The 22,595-nt window shown below is 38.5% G+C and carries 16 protein-coding genes and 2 pseudogenes; 11 read left to right on the top strand and 7 right to left on the bottom strand.

Annotated features, from left to right (window positions below; all coding sequences use genetic code 11):
- Positions 1-126 precede the first annotated feature (126 nt).
- Complete coding sequence (locus AACW90_RS04110; RefSeq protein WP_390231233.1) at positions 127-2,022, top strand: methyl-accepting chemotaxis protein; 1,896 nt, start codon at positions 127-129, stop codon at positions 2,020-2,022.
- Positions 2,023-2,340: 318 nt separating this feature from the next.
- On the opposite strand, the pseudogene AACW90_RS04105 reads toward AACW90_RS04110, so the two are convergent.
- The 5 genes and pseudogenes from AACW90_RS04105 to AACW90_RS04085 form a co-directional block, all read right to left on the bottom strand.
- A pseudogene (locus AACW90_RS04105) lies at positions 2,341-2,634 on the bottom strand (group II intron reverse transcriptase/maturase); the annotation flags it as partial.
- A 21-nt stretch (positions 2,635-2,655) separates the two neighbouring features.
- Positions 2,656-4,167 (bottom strand): CoA-acylating methylmalonate-semialdehyde dehydrogenase, encoded by a 1,512-nt coding sequence (locus AACW90_RS04100; protein ID WP_390231229.1) that lies wholly within the window; start codon positions 4,165-4,167, stop codon positions 2,656-2,658.
- A gap of 134 nt (positions 4,168-4,301) precedes the next feature.
- Positions 4,302-5,132, bottom strand: coding sequence for a phosphatidylinositol-specific phospholipase C domain-containing protein (locus AACW90_RS04095; protein ID WP_390231226.1), 831 nt, complete (start codon positions 5,130-5,132; stop codon positions 4,302-4,304).
- A 178-nt stretch (positions 5,133-5,310) separates the two neighbouring features.
- Positions 5,311-6,699 carry an MFS transporter gene (locus AACW90_RS04090; RefSeq protein ID WP_390231223.1) on the bottom strand — a complete coding sequence of 463 codons (1,389 nt, stop codon included), beginning with the start codon at positions 6,697-6,699 and terminating at the stop codon, positions 5,311-5,313.
- A gap of 102 nt (positions 6,700-6,801) precedes the next feature.
- Positions 6,802-7,605, bottom strand: a complete 804-nt coding sequence (locus AACW90_RS04085; protein WP_390231220.1) for an inositol monophosphatase family protein — start codon at positions 7,603-7,605, stop codon at positions 6,802-6,804.
- A 265-nt stretch (positions 7,606-7,870) separates the two neighbouring features.
- Between AACW90_RS04085 and AACW90_RS04080 the strand changes: the two genes are divergently transcribed.
- Positions 7,871-8,695 (top strand): MurR/RpiR family transcriptional regulator, encoded by an 825-nt coding sequence (locus AACW90_RS04080; protein ID WP_390231217.1) that lies wholly within the window; start codon positions 7,871-7,873, stop codon positions 8,693-8,695.
- 87 nt (positions 8,696-8,782) lie between these two features.
- Here the strand turns inward: AACW90_RS04080 and AACW90_RS04075 are convergent, their stop codons facing one another.
- On the bottom strand, positions 8,783-9,961 hold the full coding sequence (locus tag AACW90_RS04075) for an iron-containing alcohol dehydrogenase (protein WP_390231214.1): 1,179 nt from the start codon (positions 9,959-9,961) through the stop codon (positions 8,783-8,785).
- 400 nt (positions 9,962-10,361) lie between these two features.
- Between AACW90_RS04075 and AACW90_RS04070 the strand changes: the two genes are divergently transcribed.
- The 7 genes and pseudogenes from AACW90_RS04070 to AACW90_RS04040 all read left to right on the top strand — a co-directional run.
- Positions 10,362-11,690, top strand: coding sequence for a GntP family permease (locus tag AACW90_RS04070; protein WP_390231210.1), 1,329 nt, complete (start codon positions 10,362-10,364; stop codon positions 11,688-11,690).
- 151 nt (positions 11,691-11,841) lie between these two features.
- Positions 11,842-13,746, top strand: coding sequence for a bifunctional 5-dehydro-2-deoxygluconokinase/5-dehydro-2-deoxyphosphogluconate aldolase (locus AACW90_RS04065; protein WP_502226689.1), 1,905 nt, complete (start codon positions 11,842-11,844; stop codon positions 13,744-13,746).
- A gap of 21 nt (positions 13,747-13,767) precedes the next feature.
- On the top strand, positions 13,768-14,658 hold the full coding sequence (iolE, locus tag AACW90_RS04060; protein ID WP_390231204.1) for a myo-inosose-2 dehydratase: 891 nt from the start codon (positions 13,768-13,770) through the stop codon (positions 14,656-14,658).
- A 102-nt stretch (positions 14,659-14,760) separates the two neighbouring features.
- Entirely contained in the window at positions 14,761-16,695 is a 1,935-nt protein-coding gene (gene iolD / locus AACW90_RS04055; protein ID WP_390231201.1) for a 3D-(3,5/4)-trihydroxycyclohexane-1,2-dione acylhydrolase (decyclizing), read from the top strand.
- Between the two features lie 173 nt (positions 16,696-16,868).
- The gene (gene iolB / locus AACW90_RS04050) at positions 16,869-17,696 is read left to right on the top strand and encodes a 5-deoxy-glucuronate isomerase (protein ID WP_390231198.1); all 828 of its coding nucleotides are present in this window, start codon (positions 16,869-16,871) and stop codon (positions 17,694-17,696) included.
- Positions 17,697-17,732: 36 nt separating this feature from the next.
- On the top strand, positions 17,733-18,719 hold the full coding sequence (iolG, locus tag AACW90_RS04045) for an inositol 2-dehydrogenase (protein WP_390231195.1): 987 nt from the start codon (positions 17,733-17,735) through the stop codon (positions 18,717-18,719).
- Positions 18,720-19,053: 334 nt separating this feature from the next.
- Positions 19,054-19,262: pseudogene (locus AACW90_RS04040) on the top strand (transposase); the annotation flags it as partial.
- 363 nt (positions 19,263-19,625) lie between these two features.
- On the opposite strand, the gene AACW90_RS04035 reads toward AACW90_RS04040, so the two are convergent.
- A complete protein-coding gene (locus tag AACW90_RS04035; RefSeq protein WP_390231192.1) occupies positions 19,626-20,537 on the bottom strand; it encodes a damage-control phosphatase ARMT1 family protein in 912 nt (303 codons plus the stop codon).
- A 461-nt stretch (positions 20,538-20,998) separates the two neighbouring features.
- On the opposite strand from AACW90_RS04035, the gene modD reads away from it, so the two are divergent.
- The gene (modD, locus tag AACW90_RS04030) at positions 20,999-21,862 is read left to right on the top strand and encodes a ModD protein (RefSeq protein WP_390231189.1); all 864 of its coding nucleotides are present in this window, start codon (positions 20,999-21,001) and stop codon (positions 21,860-21,862) included.
- Between the two features lie 129 nt (positions 21,863-21,991).
- Positions 21,992-22,387, top strand: a complete 396-nt coding sequence (locus AACW90_RS04025; protein WP_390231186.1) for a VOC family protein — start codon at positions 21,992-21,994, stop codon at positions 22,385-22,387.
- Positions 22,388-22,595 lie beyond the last annotated feature (208 nt).

The following is a 22,595-nucleotide window of genomic DNA, read 5'->3' as shown; positions in this document are numbered from 1 at the left end:
AAAACATACAAAATAACAATAAATATGATCCATTAACATCATAAAATTGTATTTTTGTGTTGTTTTATGTATAAAACATGCCAACAAACTCATAATTTAAAATAATCCAGTTGTTAGGTAATAAAAATGACAAACCAACATTCTTTTTCGCTTCGAATGAAACTATTTGCACTATTAACGATTAGCGCCCTATTGGTAGGTGGTGTTGTAACTAGTTTGAGTTACACCAAAATCAATCAGATATCCAAGGAAAGCAGCTTAGACAAGCTGATTAACAGTAACAGAGAGATCACTTCTTCAGTTGATGCTTATGCAAAATCGACCAAATCATCTCTGAATTTTGCTGCCAAAGTATATGATGAAAATGCAACCTATCCAGAACAGGGACATTTTCTCACTGACCTGAAAACCAGTACCAATTCATTGATTTCTTATGCAGCTATCATGGACAAAGGTATCTCCCATATAACAGGAAGGTTGATACCCTTGTCCGAGTTAGATATTACAACGCGAGAGTGGTATCAGTGTGTGATGAGTACGGGCAAGTTCTGTATTACCACACCCTACAAGTCTATTGATGGAGATATGGTTATTGCTTGGGCGGAGCCTATTAAGCGTAATGGCCAGATTGTCGGCATGATGAACCTAAATAAGGCGATGAATGATCTCTCCGAATTGGTTATCAGTTCAATCCAGAACGGCGTATACCAAACATTCGCATTTCGAAAAGACGGCTTTATCATAGGTAGTACTAATAAGGACAATGTAGGAAAAAACATTATTGAACTTACTGGTAATTCTGCAATTAATTATCAATCTCAGCTTGATAGGATTGTTTTACAAGATGGATTCTATAAATACTTGACCTTTTCTGAAGAAGCCGAACTCTATATTAACGTTCAGGTGTCAGAAGCCTATATTCAAAAAGCTGCACAGAGTGCATCCATTACTTCAGTTATAGCGGCAGTGATAGTAATAGTACTCACTCTCGCATTTGCAAGCATTTTCCTGAGAAGGGCTCTTGGCATTCCTCTAGAACAAATGACAAAAGTAGCCCAGAGTATTGCGTCTGGAAATTTGAACAATAATATTAATCTTGGAAAATACAAGAATGATGAAATTGGGACTTTGGCTCGTTCATTTTTCTACATGCAGGCGTCATTAAGCGAAACCGTAAATCTACTCAATAATTCCGCGGGTGAATTGGAAAGTGCATCTGGCTTAGTTGTTGGCGCATCTCAACAGAACTCAACGAGCATGCAAAATCAACAGGCGGAACTTTCTGCGTTGGTTGCATCTATGGAACAGATGCAGGCTAGTGTAAACGAGATTGCTCAAAGTGCGGCAGATACTCAGGCAGTGACTCAGGTAGCAACTGAAGTATCGCAGCAGTCGTATACATTGGTAGAACAAACCATCAACTCGATTCGTTCGGTTGAGTCAGAAAATGAAAGCATTAAGTCTAAGATCGAAGCGTTAAAAGAGGATAGTGCAAAAATAAGTACCATTCTGGATGTTATTGTTGGGATCTCCCAACAAACGAACCTGTTGGCTCTGAATGCTGCGATTGAAGCAGCAAGAGCAGGAGAGCATGGTCGTGGTTTTGCTGTTGTAGCAGACGAAGTAAGAAACCTAGCTCAAAAAACTCAGATATCATCTGAGGAGATAAATTCTATGATCAAGACGATTCAGGAACGGAGTGACGACCTCACCAACGCAATTGAAGGAAGTGCAGATAGTATCAGTCAAGCTGTTGAAATTTCCGGTCAGGTAGGCAAGTCGATAGATCAGGTTAACAATTCGATTCAGGATACTTTTAAGATGAATGCACAGATCGCAAGCGCTGCAGAGGAGCAGAGTATTGTTACTCGTGAGTTAAATAACAATATTGCCGTTATCAATGATTCTTCTATGGCAGTTACCAGTGAATCTGTCCAAACAGTAGAAACGGTCTCTACGCTGAATGATATCACGCTAAAACTTACCGACTTAACCAAACGCTTTAACATGAGCGCTTCATGAATCAATGAGTTTTTTAGTATGAGAAGTTTCATAACTGTAGCAATTGGGTATCAGGTTTTTTCTGCTCTTTGATGCTCTTCCAAAATCACCATATTTGGAATTGTATATTGTCATTCCGACCGCCGTTAAGAAACGGAGGTTGTTGCGTTTTACAATACTTGTATTAATTCATCAATAGTTAATTTAGAGAAGGCACTGACACATTTGTGTAGGGTGGACGACACTTGTTGCCAAGTGCCGTCGCCCTAAGAACCCTGCGTGCAACTTTCACTGCCTAGGCTCAAGCCTCCCCAAAGGTATCGTTTGAAACCCAGCAACTTATAAAGTAGTGAGAGTAGGCTGATTCCAAGAGTTGTGTGCCTGTCTATTCGATTTTCTCCTAGCCAAGTATTCTTGGTATTGAGGATCGAATGGGTTAGCCGCACATCGAATTTTTACATGTCTCTCAATTGGCACTTTGGCTATTTGGAAGAGATTGAACTGGCAATCCATATCCATGATCTTCTGCCAACCGTGAAATTGTCATTGGCCTTTTCGGTTGATGAAGTATTTTAGGGCGATCAAAGTTTTTGATTTTGTTGGGTGACGCTTTTTAACCCAATGCCATAACGTTAATAAATATTAACAGGAAGTTTAATCCATTGTCGGCATTACAAACGAGCTCTCATGATGCTCAAGTCGGACACTTGCAGGCCAGCGGCTGGTCACTGTCTTCATTCGTGTATAGAAACGAACTCCATCATTGCCGTGGACGTTCAAAGGACCAAATACCGAGCGCTTCCAGCCACCAAAGCTATGAAATGCCATTGGCACTGGAATCGGTACATTAATACCAACCATACCGACTAGTACATCTTCGCTGAACTGTCGTGCTGTTTCACCATCGCGGGTAAATATAGCCGTGCCGTTACCGTATTCATGGCTATTAATCAGATCAAGACCGCTCTGATAGTCATGTACCCGAACTACCGACAGTACTGGGCCAAAAATTTCGTTTTGATAGATTGTCATTTCTGGTGATACATTATCGAACAACGTCGGACCAACAAAAAAACCTTCCAAGTGGTCAGGAACAGCCAAATTCCTACCGTCTACCAGCAAGGTTGCCCCTTGTTCAACACCTGAAGTAATATAATCGCAGATCTTTCCTTTATGGAGAGCCGAAATAACTGGGCCCATATCGTTTTCTGGGCCTTCGACAATTCCCGGACCAACTTTCATTTTTTTAATACGTTTGGCCAATCTTTCAATCAGCTTATTAGCAGTTTCGTCACCGACCGCAACTACCACGGACAGCGCCATGCAACGCTCACCAGCAGCTCCAAAGGCTGCACCCATGATGGCATTCGCCGCCATGTCTAAATCTGCATCTGGCATCAAAATACAGTGGTTCTTTGCTCCACCCAGCGCTTGACAGCGCTTGCCATGCGCAGAGGCTGTAGAGTAGATATACTCAGCGATTGGTGTTGAACCAACAAAACTGACTGCCTGTACACGGGGATCGGTCAATAGTACATCTACCGCTTCTTTATCGCCGTTAACGACGTTGAATACACCATCAGGTAGACCCGCTTCCTTCAATAATTTCGCTAACTCTAAAGCTAAAGAAGGATCTTTCTCTGATGGCTTTAATATAAACGTGTTTCCTGTTGCCAATGAAATTGGAAACATCCACATTGGAACCATTGCCGGAAAATTAAATGGAGTAATGCCAACACAAACGCCTAGAGGCTGCATGAGCGAATGGCTATCAACACCGGAACCAACATTAGCTGAATTCTCGCCTTTTTGCAGGTGAGGAATACCACAAGCAAATTCAACCACTTCTAAGCCGCGAGTCACTTCACCAACAGCATCCGAATACACTTTGCCATGCTCGTTAGAAATAATACGCGCTAATCTATCCATATTCTGTTCAAGTAAGGCTTTAAATTTAAACATAATACGAGCACGTTTTAGAGGGGATGTTTTGGCCCATGCAGGAAAAGCAGTATCTGCCACAGTAACGGCTTCAGTAGTATTTTGAGCAGAACTAAGCGATACCTGACGGATTTGTTGGCCTGTCGCGGGATTATAAATCGGCGCGAAACGTTTGCTGTTATTTTCGCTAATCTGGCCATGAATAAAATTATAAATTGTTTCCATTTTTTTCTCCAAGATGAGGTAATAAAAATTTAAGACATTATCAAGTCCTTGCCGATACCGTAAAAATTTTGTTGTAAAAAAACATAAGCCATAGCTAGTTAAGCGACTAGTTTTGGCTTAGGAAGAATTACTGTTTATGTGAATTTATTTGAATCGATTGTTTTAGCAGTGACGCTATCATAGACAAAATCATATATAAGAATACCTACTCCTGAGTTATCGTTAATTTGTTGTAATCTACCTTCAATAATAGAGTTAATTACATCAGCATAACCAACAGGGTTGCCAATATGACCATTTGTGCAGCTGACATGATTCAATATCAATTTTTTATTATGATAGGTAGTTGGCGGTAATAAATTTTCGATATCTTTTATTTTATTTTTTACTTTTGGGCCGTCCCAATTATCTTGAAGTATGATGTCATCATTTTCATGCCAATTATAAGCCCAGCGCTCACCGTCAATAGTAGAAATATGTAATGAAGGGTCACTGCTATCGATAACAATGATTTTACCTCTAGTTTCTCCAACGCACGGCCATTCAGATACATTGGTATCGCTTATTTTTGGTATGTATATTTTTCCTAAATAATCAATAATAAATTCTTGGATTATTACTTTGTACTGGTCGAAATCATTTTTATTTTCATTGGCATTTTGAAGGCGAATGATAATAAATTCGGAGGGGTATTTTTCTAAAAATTGTACTAACTCGTCAAACATAGTTTTTGCTGTGATTTCACTTATCCATTCACGATGAGCAGCCACTAAATTACGGGTTATTCTAAAATCAAAAAAACGAACTCCAATGTCTAATTGTTCTTTAAGAGATAAACTTTGTGTTTTGTAGTATATATCATCACACATCGAAGTCATTGTATCATGGCTTCCTGGTATACATATTTCAGTGATAGATCTATCATCGTTGATATTTTTCAACCAATTGGATGTTTTGCTATTCATAATGAGTGCGCTCTAAGTATAACTTTATATAAGTTATGATGGAGTCCTAGTTACAAATTAATCATTATTAAAATGGTCAATTTTCTATTTATAAATTGATGGAACAGTAGGCAGCCGTCGTATATTCAGCTATACAAAATTCGAATAATTTCTGGTAGCCTACTTTTTATCATGGGTATTATACTTCTTCAGCTAATACAGGAGTACAATCGTTATCTTTCTTATTGTTCTGAGAAACTAAGAACGAGGAAAGCATGGCAGAAATTGCGGTCAATATTGCTAAACCAATGAAGACCTGACCAATAACAGCAGTTGGTGTTAATAATTCACGAATGACTTCACCTGCTGCATTTACTTCAGGACTAAGAATAATACTACCTAGTATTAGTGGTGCTAATAAAGCAGGTAGATAACCAATAGTAATCGCTAATGACATTGCCGCACTTCTATTTTTCTTGCTGATACCGGCTTCACCAATAGGAGCATAGTAAACACCACGGATCATAAAGCAGCAAGCTGAAGCACATAGCATTAACACCATAATCATGTTTTGCGCGAAAGGAGCTACGATGTCTGTTGGTACATTACCCGGAACAAATTCCGTAATAGATGCTGGGTTTGAATAAAAGATGAAAGCAATGGCTAGTAGAATCATTGACAAAATGCATGACATAAACCGCATAAAGTGAGATGTAGATTTAAAGACTAACGTCACGAGTACACCTGATAACAAAGGCAGCATGCGCAGGGCAATAACAAGTGATGCGAACACGGCGGCAACTGATGCAGAAGTTCCGTAGCTAGCTTGTAAGAATCTGGCGAAATATGTTCCTGCGGCAATAAAAGTGCCATAAATACAAAAAACATTCAAACCAGTAATCCAAACAACAGGATACTTCGCAACTTTAGCTATACCAGCAATGGCTTCTTTAGCTGAGCTAGTAGTATCGTCATCATCTTTTACTGTATCAGTTTTAGAAACGGCAAAGAAAATTAGAATTACTGTGCTAAAAATGATGGCTGATGATACAAACATCATGTTCTGACTACTTACTTCGTAATGAACGAGTGCCGCCCAAACTAAGCTCAAAAGAAATGCTAGGACACCACGACCGAACTCAAACATTCCAAATGCAACACCTTGATGTTCTTCAGTTGTAGATATACTCACAGCTTTAAAGTTAGCTGGTTTAAACAATACTTCACTTAATAACAACATAAAGAAGAAGCAACCCAATAAAATAGGCATACTTAGACCCGGAGAATTGATTGCAATAAACAAAGAAATACAGCCAACTCCGGTTGTGGTAAGTAGCATAATATTACGTACTTTGAAGCGATCACCAATCCAGCCTAATCCGACAGTACCTAGTAAGATAACTAAGCCCTGCATTGAATATAGTTGACCAGCTTCTGCATCAGTGATACCCATTGAAACAGGGAACCCTAATGGTAATGAGTTACGAAGATCCCAAAATGCATACAATAATTGAGCATTAATCGTAACAAACAATAATGGAATAAAAGTATGGAGTGAGAATCCAAACTTATTTAGAAATTTAGTCATTATCTTTCCTTAAGTATATAAATAATAATATCAAATATTAAATATCAAATATTTAATATTTAATATTAGCAATTTCAAATCATAGACGTTTTTACGGCACTATTAATCAATAGGGTTAAATATGAAACCTTTTAATTCATCATAGATACCTAAACTAGATGTAAGGACATAGTTTCCCTTCATCATCCAGTCAGGATTTGATTTATAATTGTTGGTTACGCCTCCAGCTTCTTTAATAAGCAACAAACCTGCTAGGCAGTCCCATGAATTTAAATGAGGCTCGTAATAACCGATTAGTTTTCCTGCGGCTACATGCGCAAGCATCAATGCCGCAGAGCCGTTACGATAAAACATTCCTCCTGCTTGTAATAGGTCATCTAAGAAAGGAATAATCTTTTCTGATGGCATTCTGGTTGAAATTCCTACACCAAATAATCCCTCGTTAAGTGAATTCGCTGGATTGACGATGATTCTTGTTTCATTTAAATAAGACCCACAGCCTGACATTGTATGAAATAATTCATCATGTACAGGATCGTAAACGACACCAATTTGAGTCTTTTTTTGTTCATCAAGAAGTGCGATGGATACGCACCATGAAGGTAAGCCAAAAATAAATGCGCTAGTACCATCAATTGGGTCAACAACCCAGGTGTAATTAGAGTTATCTCCAGACATTCCTGATTCTTCACCAAAAATAGTGTCTTGAGAATAATGGATATTAATTTCTTTACGAATGAAATCTTCTGTAGTTCGATCAGCTACAGTTACGAGGTCTTGCCCGTCATCATTCTTTTTTTCAATCTTAAGTTGTTCTCTATTCTCAAAGTAGTCAAGCGCAAGTTTTCCCGCTTGTTTTGCCACCTCTTTGATAAAAATGTATCTATTAGTAGTTAAGTTATCCATTTCAAGCCTTAAAGTAGAATTTATGTTCCATAATATATCCAAATAAAAACAAACATTTTGTGATCAGTTTCAAAACATAAGATATATAGTGAAATTTGGGTTACAAAACTGCAATATCTATGAAGTTTTTACTTGTTTTATGCCTTTTTTTGGAATGAATATACTGAAATTGATTTTGACTTGAAATTTACCAACTAATAACTACACTAATACTGCGAGAAAATGTACACTATTTGTTATCAAAAATTATTAATAAGAGGATGTTATGCCGGTCGCAAATAATTTAATTGAATTGCAAGATCAAATTCGAACCAGATACGACGAATTAAGTAAACGCTTACAAGAAGTGGCAAGTTATATTATTGAGAACCCAAATAGTGTTGCTTTTGATACTGTCGCAATTATTGCAGAAAAGGCTGATGTTCCTCCCTCCACGTTAATACGCTTTGCTAATGCATTCGACTTCAGTGGTTTCAATGATATGAAGCAAATTTTTCGTAAAAATATGGTTGAAGAGACGACTAATTATACAGATAGAGTACGTCTGTTCGAAGAACTGGAGGGCGAAGAACCATCATTAGAACGACCTGTCGATATCCTTCAAGAATTTGCGCATGTAAATAGCAAAGCATTAAGTTACCTTGCTGCGCAAGTTCCAACCGAAGACCTCGAAAAAGCTGTCAACTTACTGAGCAATGCAGAAAATATTTACGTAATTGGTATGCATAGATCTTTTAGTGCTGCATCATATTTTCATTATGCCTTATTGCATCTGAGTAGGCGCGCTTATTTAATTGATGGGTTGGGCGGTTTACACAAAGAGCAATTGAGTGTTGTTGGCCCAAAAGATGTGGTGATCACAATTAGTTTTTCACCTTACTCGAAAGATACCATTATGTTGAATGAGTTAGTGTCAAAGGCTGGCGTTAATAATATTGTAATTACAGATAGTCAACTTAGCCCATTGGCAAAATTCAATGATGTATTGTTTGTGGTAAAAGAAGCTGAATTAGCCGGATTTCGTTCACAGGCCGCTTTGCATTGTTTAATTCAGACACTGATTGTTTCACTTGCCTTTAAACAAAAATAAGCAATTTCTTGCAGATTGAAAAGCATAAAAATTGAATTAATAAAACGATTTTTATGCTTTAATTCTGCTTTACTTATGTAGTCATAATCAATTAAATGAGTATTTACCTAACCAAACGTTCTTATATAGATTAATAATGGCATCTTTGTTCGGCACACGCGGATTATTGTTAGGGGAACCAGAAGCGATTGCCTGTTCTGCCATTACTGGCAACAATTCAAAGAACGTATCTGAATTTATACCATATTGCTCCAGACTTGGAACCTCTAAGTCTATATTTAATAATCGAAGCTCTGCAATCAGTTTGTTACAAGCTATGTCATTGCTATCTTGAATACGAGATATGCCCATCGCCCTCGCGCAGTCAGCATAACGAGCTTTTTCGCTTACAACAGAAAACTCAGTAATTACAGGCAGAAGCATCGCATTAGATAATCCATGTGGAACATGGAAAAATGCGCCAATTGGACGACTCATACCATGAACTAGTGCTACTGATGCATTTGAAAATGCAATCCCTGCCAATGTTGAGCCTAACATTATAGCTGCACGGCCATCTTCATCTTTAGGGTTTCTGTAGACTTTACGTAAATTTGGTGCAATCAACTTCATTGCGGCCAGTGCTTGAATATCACTAAAAGCGTTAGCTTTTGTGCTTACGTAGGATTCGATAGCATGGGTTAGTGCATCCAAACCGGAATCGGCTGTTATTCTAGAAGGTAGAGATAATGTTAGATTGTAATCAATTATTGCCGTACTAGGCATAAACCCATCGCCAGACAACAACATTTTTTCATCGCTTGCATCATCTGTAATGATAGTAAAACGAGTTACTTCAGAGCCAGTCCCTGCCGTTGTAGGAATGGCAATAATTGGCAATCCTTTTTCTGTCACATTGCGTGGAAATTTATAGTCACGAATTTCGCCACCGAATTTACCAACAATAGCGATAGCTTTAGCACTATCAATTGGACTACCCCCACCAACCGCTATGATGCAATCAAAATCTCCATCTTGAACAATGGTAACTCCAGCAGTAATTGAACTTGCTGTAGGCTCTGTAACTGTGTCAGAAAAAACGGCAGACTGATAATTTTCCCCTAACAAGATTTCGTTAATTTTTTCAATATACCCCAAACTAACCATTACTTTGTCTGTAATAATTAATGGCTTAGAAACATTAAGTGTTTTCATTGTTTCGGCTACTTTTTTAATGGAATCTTTACCGACATGCATGATTCTAGGCAAGATTATTTTGGTGCTCATTGTTGTACTCCTGATGCTGTCTTTTGTGAAATAAACATTTCAAGATGGTACAATATTGAAATTAAAAATCAAACGTTAAATCAACATTTTCTACATTCCTTCTATACGTTAACGACGTCATGTTATTTTGTAATAGCTATAGATATTCAAAATACAATAAAAATCATAACCTTAGTTTATTAATTCACTCTCTTAGCTTTTTTTGAGCTTGGTATGCTTTTTTTTAAAAAAAAGTTTAAATTTTCTTCTAATTTAGTGAAATAAATGTTTCAATAAGAAGCAAGTATTGAATGAAAGTTTTCTATTGAGGCGCTAACATTCTTATATTTTAACATTAATAAATTTGGAGTTACTCGTGTATTTAGGGATTTTTGGAATATTACTATCATTGGTAATGTTGATGTATCTTGCATATAAAGGCATGTCGGTTATTTGGCTTGCACCTATATTGGCTTTGGTGGCAGCTGTGTTTTCCGTCGGCACACCTTTAATGGCTAGCTTTACGGAAGTGTTTATGACTAGCGCGGCGAATTATGTAAAATTATATTTTCCTGCATTTTTGCTTGGTGCAATTTTTGGCAAAGTCATGGATGCATCAGGTGCAGCAAAATGCATTGCTGAAGTTATAACAAAAAAAATAGGAGCCACGAATTCGATACTAGCAGTTGTACTTGCAGTTTCGGTATTAACGTATGGCGGTGTGTCTATGTTTGTCGTTGTGTTCGCCGTGTATCCTATCGCCGCAGATATTTTTAGACGAAACGATGTACCAAAACGATTAATTCCGGGGTCAATTGCATTGGGTTCGTTTACGTACACGATGACGGCGTTACCTGGCTCACCTCAAATCCAAAACACCATTGCGATGCCTTTTTTCGGTACTACAGCTTATGCAGCTCCAATTCTAGGCATTATTGCTTCCTTAGTAATGTTTGGATTGGGAATGATATGGCTAAAGCGTCGTGAATCAATAGCAAAAGCAAATGGTGAAGGTTATGGCGTTCATTTAGAAACAAAAGATGACTCAACTGAAGCCGCTACTCCTCCCGTAATATTGTCGTTTATACCGATTGTAATCGTATTAACACTAAACTTCTTAATCGTGACATTTTACTACCCTAATGTTGATACAAACTATCTCTCAGAATACGGCGTAACTCTATCTAAAGTAAACGGTATGTGGAGCCTTATAATTGCATTAACTACAGCAATAGTTGCAGCGATTGCAATGTTTCACCGGTATATGCCTAGCGTTAAAGAAGTCATAAATCAAGGTAGTGCTGATTCCATCATTCCAATTATGAACACGGCGGCGGCGGTAGGTTTTGGCAACGTGATTAAATCATTAGCGGCCTTTGCAGTGGTTAAAGAATTGATATTAGCCATCCCCGGTACGCCTCTATTGTCATTTGCATTATCAACAAGCCTACTTGCTGGTATTACAGGTTCAGCATCGGGAGGTCTAAGCATAGCGCTTGATGCTCTAGGTCAAACATACATTCAGCAAGCATCCGAACTTGGCATTAGTTTGGAAGTACTGCACCGCATTGCATCTATTGCGTGTGGAGGACTTGATTCTTTGCCACATAACGGCGCGGTTATCACCTTACTGGCTATCTGTGGCATGACTCATCGTGATTCTTATAAAGACATTTTTGTCTGTACGTTAGCCATCCCAGTTGTAGCAACAGGCGTAACTTTGATTTTCGCTATTATGGGTGTCGTCTAAAAAGGCAGCCAAATCATTCAGATAAGGCTGTAGAAATCCAAAAGTTTTAGGTTGATCACTATATGGAACACTTATTTTAAATATCTTTATAATAAAATGAACGTTTCGTTTAAACTGTTTTTTGAAATAAATAATTATGAGAGGTTTTGAAGTGGAGAATACAAAAGTTTTAGATTTGATCTGTATGGGCCGCCTTGCTGTTGACCTGTACGGTCAACAAATCGGTTCACGTCTCGAAGATATGGGGTCTTTCAATAAATACCTTGGAGGCTCTTCAGGCAATGTGGCCTATGGTACGGCGGTTCAAGGATTAAAGTCGTCTATGCTTGCGCGCGTCGGCGACGAACATATGGGGCGCTTTCTACAAGAGGAACTAGAAAGCGTTGGTTGTGATACAAGTAACATAATTAAAGACAGCGAACGTCTTACTGCTTTGGTTATTTTAGGTATCAAAGACGAGGACACATTCCCGCTTATTTTTTATCGTGATAATTGTGCTGATATGGCAATTACAAAAGATGATTTTACAGAAGAATATATTGCATCTGCTCGTTGTTTGGCCATTACGGGCACGCATCTGTCAAATCCAAAAACTCGTGAAGCCGTCTTAACCGCATTGAAATATGCACGTAGAAACGGCGTAAAAACCGCGCTTGATATCGATTATCGTCCTGTCCTTTGGGGATTAACTTCTTTAGGAGATGGCGAAACACGATTTGTTGAATCAGCCAAAGTAACCGAAGAGCTTCAAGAAGTACTTGGGTTGTTTGATGTCATTGTTGGCACAGAAGAAGAATTTCATATTTCTGGTGGTTCAACCGATACAATCGAAGCTCTAAAGAACGTAAGAAAGATTTCGGATGCGGAATTCGTTTGTAAACGCGGTCCATTAGGTTGTTCAGTGTTTACAGGTGATATTCCAGAAGATCTGGATGACGGAATTACAATCAAAGGTGTTCGAGTAGAAGTGCTTAACGTATTAGGTGCTGGTGATGCGTTTATGTCAGGCTTATTGCGTGGTTACTTGAGCGGTGAAGGTTGGGAAAAAGCTTGTGCATATGCTAATGCTTGCGGTGCTCTTGTTGTTTCGCGTCATGGTTGTGCGCCAGCGATGCCAACTAAGGCAGAACTAGATAATTATTTGACTCGCTCTGAAGATGTCCCTCGCCCTGATTTAGATGAAGAGCTCAATCATCTGCACCGCGTAACAACTCGAAAAACTGAGTGGAAAGAGCTGTGTGTAATGGCATTTGATCACAGAATTCAGTTTGTAGAAATGGCGCGCGAAGTTAATGCGGATATAAGCCGTATTAAGCTTCTGAAGAAACTTATATTGCAAGCTAGTCGTGAAGTAGAGCAAGAAGCTGAACTCCAAGGAAAATCAGGGCTTCTTTGCGATAGTACATTTGGTCAAGATGTACTAAACGAAATAACCGGAAATGGTTGGTGGATTGCACGTCCTGTCGAACTTCCGGGTTCTCGTCCTTTAGAGCTAGAGCATGGCAATATTGGCTCACAACTCATCAAATGGCCTTTGGAGCACATTGTTAAGTGCCTTGTGTTCTTTAACCCTGAAGATGATTACAAAATTCGTCTAGAGCAAGAGCGTCGAATTAAAGAAATTTATCAAGCCTGTTGTAAATCAGGACATGAGTTACTTTTAGAAGTTATTTTACCTGCGGGTGCTAAAAAAGAAGACGACCTCTATATTCGAGCAATGAAGCGTTTCTATAACCTAGATGTGAAACCGGATTGGTGGAAATTACCTCCATTGGCAAGTGAATCATGGGATCAAGTTTCCGATGTAATTGAAAAGCGCGACTCATATTGCCGTGGTGTTGTAATTCTAGGTCTAGATGCTTCCCAAGAAGAGCTAAAAGCTGGATTTGCTGCAACAGCGGGACATGATGTTGTTAAAGGCTTTGCTGTTGGTAGAACTCTATTTGGTGAGCCGTCTCGTAATTGGCTGGCTAACAAAACTGACGATAAAACGTTAATCAAAGATATTAAATCTAACTATCACAATCTTATCACTTTATGGCGTCAACGCGGATAATAGTGAATATAGGAAATATATATGACAATTCAACTTGGTATTAATCCCCTTACTTGGACTAACGATGATTTACCATCTTTAGGGGCCGAAACATCTTTAGAAACATGCTTAACAGAAGGTCGTCAAGCAGGATTCGTAGGTTTTGAGCTTGGCAATAAGTTCCCAAGAGAAGCTAGCGTTTTAGGTCCAATTTTAAACGCTCATGATGTAAAACTTGTGTCTGGTTGGTATTCTTTGGAGCTTCTTACTCGTTCTGTTGACGAAGAAATTGAAGCAGTTCAGCCGCATCTAACTTTACTTCGTGAACTAGGTGCAAAAGTGATGGTTGTCTGCGAAGTAACTGATTGTATTCATGGTGCGCAAGATACCCCGGTTCATCTTCGTCCAGAATTTCCAAAGGATCGTTGGGAAGAATACGGCAAAAAAATAACAGAGTTTGCTAAATATACTCAAAGCCAAGGTGTGCAAATCGCATATCACCATCATATGGGTACAGTGATTGAAACTGCAGAAGATATCGATAATCTGATGTCTAAAACAGGCTCTGAAGTAGGCCTATTACTTGATACAGGGCATTTGACGTTTTCTGGTGCAGATCCTGTTGCTGTCGCCACTCGTTGGTCTAAACGAATTAATCACGTTCACTGTAAAGATATTCGCAATGATGTTCTTGCTGATGTCAAAAATAGAAAAATGAGCTTTCTAAACTCTGTTCTTGACGGTGTTTATACCGTACCGGGTGATGGTTGCGTTAATTACTCTGAAATTTTTAAGGTTCTAAAGCAAGCAAATTACGATGGTTGGTTGGTAGTAGAAGCAGAGCAAGATCCTTCAATTGCTAATCCATTAACCTATGCAACGCTAGGGTATAAGAACCTAGAGAAACTTGCTAAAGATGCGAATTTGATTTAATACGCGCTCGATAGTGTAAGCGCTAAGCTTCAAGCTGGCGCTTTTTAACAATAAAATTAATTCTTTTTTTTTTAATTTCCAGTTTTTGGAGTGATAGTAGTTATGAAAACCATACGAATGACAACTGCACAAGCACTAGTAAAATTTATGAATCAACAATACGTTGAATTCGATGGTAACCAAGATAAATTCATACATGGTGTATTCACAATTTTTGGACATGGCAATGTTGTAGGTTTGGGTCAAGCATTAGAAGAAGATGCGGGAAGTCTTATTGTACATCAAGGATGTAATGAGCAAGGCATGGCTAATATCGCAATTGGCTTCGCTAAGCAAAATAAACGTAAAAAAATATATGCTGTAACGTCCTCAGTTGGTCCCGGAGCTGCAAATATGGTAACAGCAGCAGCAACAGCAACAGCAAACCGTATTCCAGTTTTATTTTTGCCAGGTGATGTATTTGCAAGTCGCCAACCAGATCCAGTTTTACAACAGGTAGAGCAATTTCACGATAGTTCTATTAGTACCAACGATTGTTTTAAACCTGTTTCTCGTTATTGGGACCGAGTAAGCCGGCCTGAACAGTTAATGAGTGCGATGATTAATGCAATGAGAGTGCTTACTGACCCTGCTGACACTGGCGCAGTAACTATCTGTTTGCCTCAAGATGTCCAAGGTGAAGTTTATAATTTCCCTGACTACTTTTTTCAAAAACGAGTTCATCGAATAGAGCGACGTCCACCAACGTCAGAAATGATTCAAGATGCTGTTAAATTAATTGAGAAAAAGAAAAAGCCAATTTTGGTTTGTGGTGGTGGCGTTCGTTATTCCGAAGCGCATGATGTATTTCAAAAATTTGCAGAAAAATTCAACATTCCATTTGGTGAAACTCAAGCGGGTAAAAGCGCAATCGTCGCTGAACATGAATTGAATCTTGGTGGTATGGGAACAACCGGATGTTTGGCCGCTAACTTGGTCGCTAAAGAAGCGGATCTAGTTATTGGCGTGGGTACTCGTTTCACTGACTTTACAACCGCTTCAAAATCTCTATTCCAAAATCCTGAAGTCGAGTTTTTAACTATCAATGTGGCTGAATTTGACGCTTACAAATTGGATGCAATTTCAGTTGTAGCAGACGCCAAAGTTGCACTTACATCTATTGAAGCTGAATTAGATCAACAATGCTATTTAAGCCAATATAAAGACGAAATAGACGATGCAAGAACAGCATGGAAAGAGGAGTTAAATCGTTTGTTCAATGTTAAGTTTTCTAGTGATTTTGTCCCAGAAGTAGATGGTGATTTTGAAAACAGTCTATCGGAATATCGAGAAGCGTTTAATACAGAATTGACTCAAACGCGAGTTCTCGGGATCTTAGATCAAGAACTAGAAGATAACGCTATTATTGTTGGTGCGGCGGGATCACTTCCGGGTGATTTACAGCGTGTTTGGCAACCAAAACAACCAGATACCTATCACATGGAATATGGTTATTCTTGCATGGGATATGAAATTGCAGCGTCAATTGGTGCGAAAATAGCCAAGCCAGATCAACCAGTTTATACAATGGTTGGTGATGGTTCTTACATGATGCTTCATTCTGAGCTACAAACGGCCATTCAAGAAGGAATAAAAATCAATGTTATGTTGTTTGATAATGCCGCATTTGGATGCATTAACAACCTTCAGATGAGCCAGGGAATGGATAGCTACGGGACAGAAAATCGATACAGGGATGGAAAAACAGGTCAGATGACTGGCAAGTTAGTACTTGTTGATTTTGCTAAGAATGCAGAAAGTTACGGTTGTAAAAGTTATATTGTTCGAACCGAATCTGAATTGATTTTTGCTATTGAAGATGCAAAAAAACAAACAGTATCAACTTTAATCGATATTAAAGTGCTTCCGAAAACTATGACGCATGGTTATGAGGCATGGTGGCGTTGTGGCACGGCCCAAACAGCAAAGAAACAAGCTATTGTGGATGCCGCAGAAGATATTAAAAAGGTTTTAAGTACTAAAGCTCGTCAGTACTAACTTAACATGTAAGCCCTCTTTCTTGGGGGTTACATGAACTTCCTCACACATTCAATAAAATAAAAATTTCATTCATTAGTGAGTTTGAAATTAAATTTTCATTATGTTATTTTGTTCTGGTGATTTGATTCTTCAAAGTGTCTGAATACTGGACAAAATTCTAAGGTTATTATATGTCTAAACTGTTATCAAAATATAAATTTAAAGACCATTCTACTCCAACACAAGATATCACTCCAGAATCAGCGGAATGGGCCTATGTTGGTTTCAAAGCATATGAAATGAACGCCAAACAAACATTGAAAATTGAAGCGTCCAAGTCAGAAACATGTGTAGTTATTATTTCCGGTAAAGCAACAATTAAAACTGACTCAGAGCTATTTGAAAACATTGGCGAACGTATGTGTCCGTTTGAGCGTATAAAGCCTTATGCTGTTTATATTGCCAATGATGAGGCGTATACAATTAGGGCTGAAACAGAATTAGAAATAGCAATCTGTACTGCTCCGGGCAAAGGCAATCACAAAACGCGCCTCATCGCTCCAGATAACATTGATGCTGAACAACGTGGTACTGGAGCTAATCAACGATACGTACACAATATTTTACCGGATTATAAAGAAGCTGACAGCTTACTTGTTGTAGAAGTTTACACAGATGAAGGTTGCACCAGCTCTTATCCAAGTCATAAACATGACCAAGCAACTAATACCGAAACGTATTTAGAAGAAACCTATTACCATCGTCTTAACCCAGCACAAGGATTTTGTTTACAGCGTGTTTATACCGATGACCGAAAGCTTGATGAAACGATGGCCGTATATAACAAAGATGTAGTGAAAGTCCCTAAAGGCTATCACCCAGTAGCGACAATTGCAGGATACGATAACTATTATTTGAATGTTATGGCAGGTCCAGATCGCAGATGGCTATTTAAATGGGAAGCTGATCATGAATGGATAAATTCAACGGAATATGCTGAAAAGCATTCAGATAAATAAACTCAGATTTTTTAACAATTAAAAGAGAACATAATTATGTTTAATATTGCTTTATTTGGTGCAGGTCGCATCGGGAAAGTTCATGCAGTTAATATCAATAGCCACGAAGAAACAAATCTATATTCAGTAATTGACCCTTATTTAGAAGGTGCGAAAGCTATTGCCGAAGCTTATGACGCTAAAGTTCAAACAATCGAAGAAGCAATGAAAGATCCTAATGTTCATGGTGTTTGCATTGGCTCTGCTACAGATACACATGCAGAGTTAACTATTTTGGCTGCACAAAATGACAAAGCAATCTTTTGTGAAAAACCAATCGACTTGTCACTAGAGCGTGTGCGCGAATGTCTTGCGGTAGTTAATGAATGTAAAGTACCAATGCTAGTTGGGTTTAATCGTCGTTTTGATCCTCAGTTCCGTAAAGTTAGAGATCAACTTAGTGCTGGTGTTATTGGTAAAGCAGAATCATTGCTTATTACCTCAAGAGATCCGTCACCACCACCAGCAGAATACAGCGAGGTATCCGGCGGTATGTTCCGTGACATGACAGTTCATGATCTGGATATGGCTCGTTTCATCATTGGTGAAAAGCCTGTTTCAATCTATGCTAACGGTAGCTGTGTTGTTGACCCTGCAATCGGTGAAGCTGGTGATATAGATACGGCTGTTATCATAATTGAATTTGAATCAGGCGCAACAGCTACGATTATCAATAGTCGTCGTTCAGGTTACGGTTACGACCAACGTATGGAACTTCACGGTGAGAAAGGTTTACTAAAAGTTAACAACATGCTTGAGAACCTAGTAGAGAACTGGGGTAAAAATGGTTGTACTAGTGAGAAACCACATCCATTTTTCCTAGAGCGCTACGAAGCTGCTTACGTCGCTGAATGGAGTCACTTTGCTGATGTCCTTGCTGGCCGCTGTGAAGTTAGCTGTGGTGGCTATGACGGCGAATACGCACTAGTACTTGCAGAAGCTGCATTGAAGTCTCTGAAAACAGGAACAAAAATTGCGTTATAGTATAATATTTTATTAGTATTAATAAAACAGCAATTACCATATGGTATTTGCTGTTTTATTGTTGTTCTTTTAATAATGTCGTTTAAATCAGAGATTTTGTTTGGTAAAGGTATGTTTTATGGAAAAATGTTATTGATGGTAGTTTCATTAATTATTTCTTGCGTTCTAATTATAAATAATCATATAGGGTGTCTTGATAAAGATCATCTTTAAATAAAAAATAAGGGGTAGAAGAGGGGAATCAATCGAAAGTTTCTACCATTAGACATCTTTTTCCTAATATTTAACACAATAATGACTATATTAATTATGTTAGAATTACGTCGAAAGCAACTGGGATGAAAAGTACCTAAAAATTAGTCGGTCTTGGAAGGCTTACTGGCATAATCTGAATACTCTATTTAATTACCCTCAGTATATTAGAAAAGCAAGATATACAATGAATGCGCTAGAATCTTTAAACAGCGTAATTAAAAAGGCGATGAGGAAATGTAAGCTATTCCCACAGATGAATCAGTAAGAAAAGTGGTCTATCTAGCGCTTGTGAAATCTTATCAGTAGCACTGAAAATAAACCTGTTACCGAAAAGATCCGATATGAACATGCCATTGCACCGTAAAGATTAATAACGTTATGTCGGTATTTTTATACGACATGAAAGTATACTCATGTATTTCCCCAATTGGTTCATAGCGCAGTATCTAAAATGACGGTGTCCGTTTATAACTCGAAATACTGGGAGGAATTACACCAATTTAGCGACGGAATAATTTAATAAGACTACTCAAGCTTTGAAAACAGGCTTCTATAGCGACTATGTTGACTGCTTTTCTTTCAGCAAACCTTTTGATTGCCGTTTTTCTCTGTTTCATTGGGCTACACTGCACAGAAAACCTAACTAGTTTTTTAACTAATACCCTCAACTATAGCATCTATTTTTTGACCAACTTTATCCCTTAATTCTGAGGTGGTTGTCACTATCCAATCACCAACGTTATAGCCATAGGCTTCAGCGATCACGATACATTTTATTTGAGTTAGGAAGTAGACTTGCCTATCGGTCGTGTTGAGAGATTCAAAGTTTGCTTGTCCTTTTGCTATAACGATATCCGCAGCATTAAAGTGTGAGAGAAATGATGGTGAACATTGATGCAATAACGTTCCTGGTGCATCAGTACCATTATCGATGACATCGGCAAGCTTATCTATTCCAGCTTCAACGGCATCAACTGCAATGGCATCGTTAATAACTGGGGACGCTTTTACGGCGTAGGTGACATCAAGGTGTGGCGGTAATTGTTCGATAAGAAAACGATCAAATATGGTTTCACCAACATTATCAGCCAGAATCAGAACACGCTTAGCCTTATGCAGCTCCAGCCTCAATTGTTCAACGGTATCCGAATCGATAGGGTGGCTTAACGCTTTGTCGAAAGACGCATTTATCTTGTGATCATCCCATACAGACATCAAAGCAAAATCGAGAATATTGCCTGCTATAGCAAAACGCACAGCGACCTCAAAAGGATTATCGCTCTGCTTAAGATGTTTAATTACATCTGGAACGAGTGTTAGGGCAACTCGAGTTGAATTCTTTTTAATTTGCAGATAGGGGTCATCACTGCCTACCACTTGACGTAAAATTCGATGAATATGTTGCCCCATTTCCGGAGGAGAGAGGTCAAGATTGAAGTCAGCCAAACTGCCCGCAATACGTTTAAGTGCCTGACCAATTAGCTGCTCGTCTTTGCTTATTTGACGGCCGGCTTCTAAAGCTTGACGCATAAAGCATGGGATACAATCCAGACTACTTCTCATTTTTTTCTCCAGTGTGACTTTTCCAACTCTTCTCTCTCACAGGTATAGACATCATTGATAACCATTTCGTCATCGTTCATCCCGATAGTAAAATTGAAATTTATTGGATAGTAGTCCTATTTACAGAATAAATAAAGAGCAATAAATATTGAAAAATAAAGCTTTTGATAATTTTGGTGTAGTATTTTAAAATAAAATCGCGTCATAAGTAATTGATAAATATTAGTTATTGTCATATGATAATAACCAGTTATTGATTATTAATAATTTTTAATGTCTAATTCGTTAATATAAAAACAATCAGTATTATTGTGGGTTTAATTATAATTGACTGTTTTATATGATAATTATTGCTTCCATAGTTTTTGTTCGTCCCTTTTGTGATTTAAACTAGGATCATTGTATTAACATTTAATTTTTTAGTAGTGAAAATTTATAATTATTTATAGGTGGTAGGATTAATGATTTATTTTTCTGATGCTGAACTGGATGCGTTTTTACTTGAAGATGTGTATCGGGGGGATATAACCACTCGCTCATTAGGTATAGGTAATGTACCAAGCAAAATTGTATTTAACCGAAAAACCTCGGGAAGGGTGGCTGGCGTGTACGTTGCTCAGGCACTCTTAGTTAAGTTAGGTCTCGATGTGACGCTTTTTGTTGACGATGGTAACGATGTAAAAGCGGGTACAACGCTCATCGAAGCAAAGGGAAGCGGCGAGCGTATTCAACAGGCATGGAAGGTCGTTCAGGTGATTCTTGAATGGTGCTGTGGTGTGGCACAATATACGGCAGAAATGGTGGCGAGTGTAAAATCTATAAACCAGAATGCAATAGTAGCGTGTACCAGAAAATCAATTCCAGGTACGCGTAAATTAGCCACAGTGGCCGTACTTGCTGGGGGCGGACGCATTCACCGAGCCGGGTTAAGTGAATCAGTACTTGTCTTTACTAACCACAGAAATTTATTGGAAAACCCAGAGGACTGGGCGTTTCAGGTTTCAAACATTAGACGAAATAATCCCGAGGTTAAAGTGACCATTGAAGCAGATAATCTAGAGATGGTGCGAGCACAAGTTCTCGCAAAACCAGATATCATTCAATTGGACAAATTTTCTATCCACGACGTACTGGCTGCGCAAGAAATAGTTAAGGAGTCAGCTAATCCTATTCAACTTTCAATCGCGGGTGGGGTAAATAAGTTGAATGCTGCTGAGTTTGCTAAGACTGGCGTGTCGCTATTCATTACCTCTGCACCTTATTATGCTGGGCCGGATGATATTAAGGTGTTTATTACCCCTGAATTGATAAAGCCGATATCATAACGGCGAAAAAGACGGCTTTCCGCGTACCAACCTAATGTGAGTTAGTGTGAAGAACGTATTACTTCTAGACATCGACAGATGAAAATTCTAAATTGAATCAGTAATTTCAAAGCAACTAAAAGGAAGCGTATGTTTAGTCATATGATGATCGGTACAAACGATGTAGCTCGTTCAAAAAAATTCTACGATGCCATAATGAAAGTTCTTGGTTATAGCGAAGGTATAATGGATGAAAAAGGGCGCTGTATGTATCTTAGCCCATCAGGTGTGCTTGGATTAACTAAACCAATTGATGGAGAAGAAGCAAGTCATGGGAACGGTATGACAATAGGTTTCTTAGCGGACAGTCCTGAGGTCGTCAATAAATGGCATCGTATTGGTATAGAAAATGGGGGAGCTGCAATAGAAGAGCCACCGGGTGTCCGCAGTACAGGGGTGCGTAGATTATATTTAGCTTACTTACGTGACCCTGATGGAAATAAAATTTGCACTACACATTTCCTGCCGAATGAAAGTGCAGCCTAACAGATAATGATAAATGTCGCGTAGTCGACATTTTATCTGGAAACTAACAAGAACTGATGGGACATACATTTTTGGGAAAAAACATGACCAACCATCTTGGTCATTTTTTTTGTGTGTAGATTACGAAGCGAATAGATTATCGTTTTACGACTTTTAAAGGTGCATGTCCTCGTAAATAACAAAAACTTTGAACGTCATGTATGACATC

The organism is Vibrio frigidus, assembly GCF_042465995.1.
Classification (GTDB): Bacteria; Pseudomonadota; Gammaproteobacteria; order Enterobacterales; family Vibrionaceae; genus Vibrio.
The sequence above is the reverse complement of the archived record's forward strand: the minus strand, read 5'-3'. Positions and strand labels throughout refer to the sequence as shown.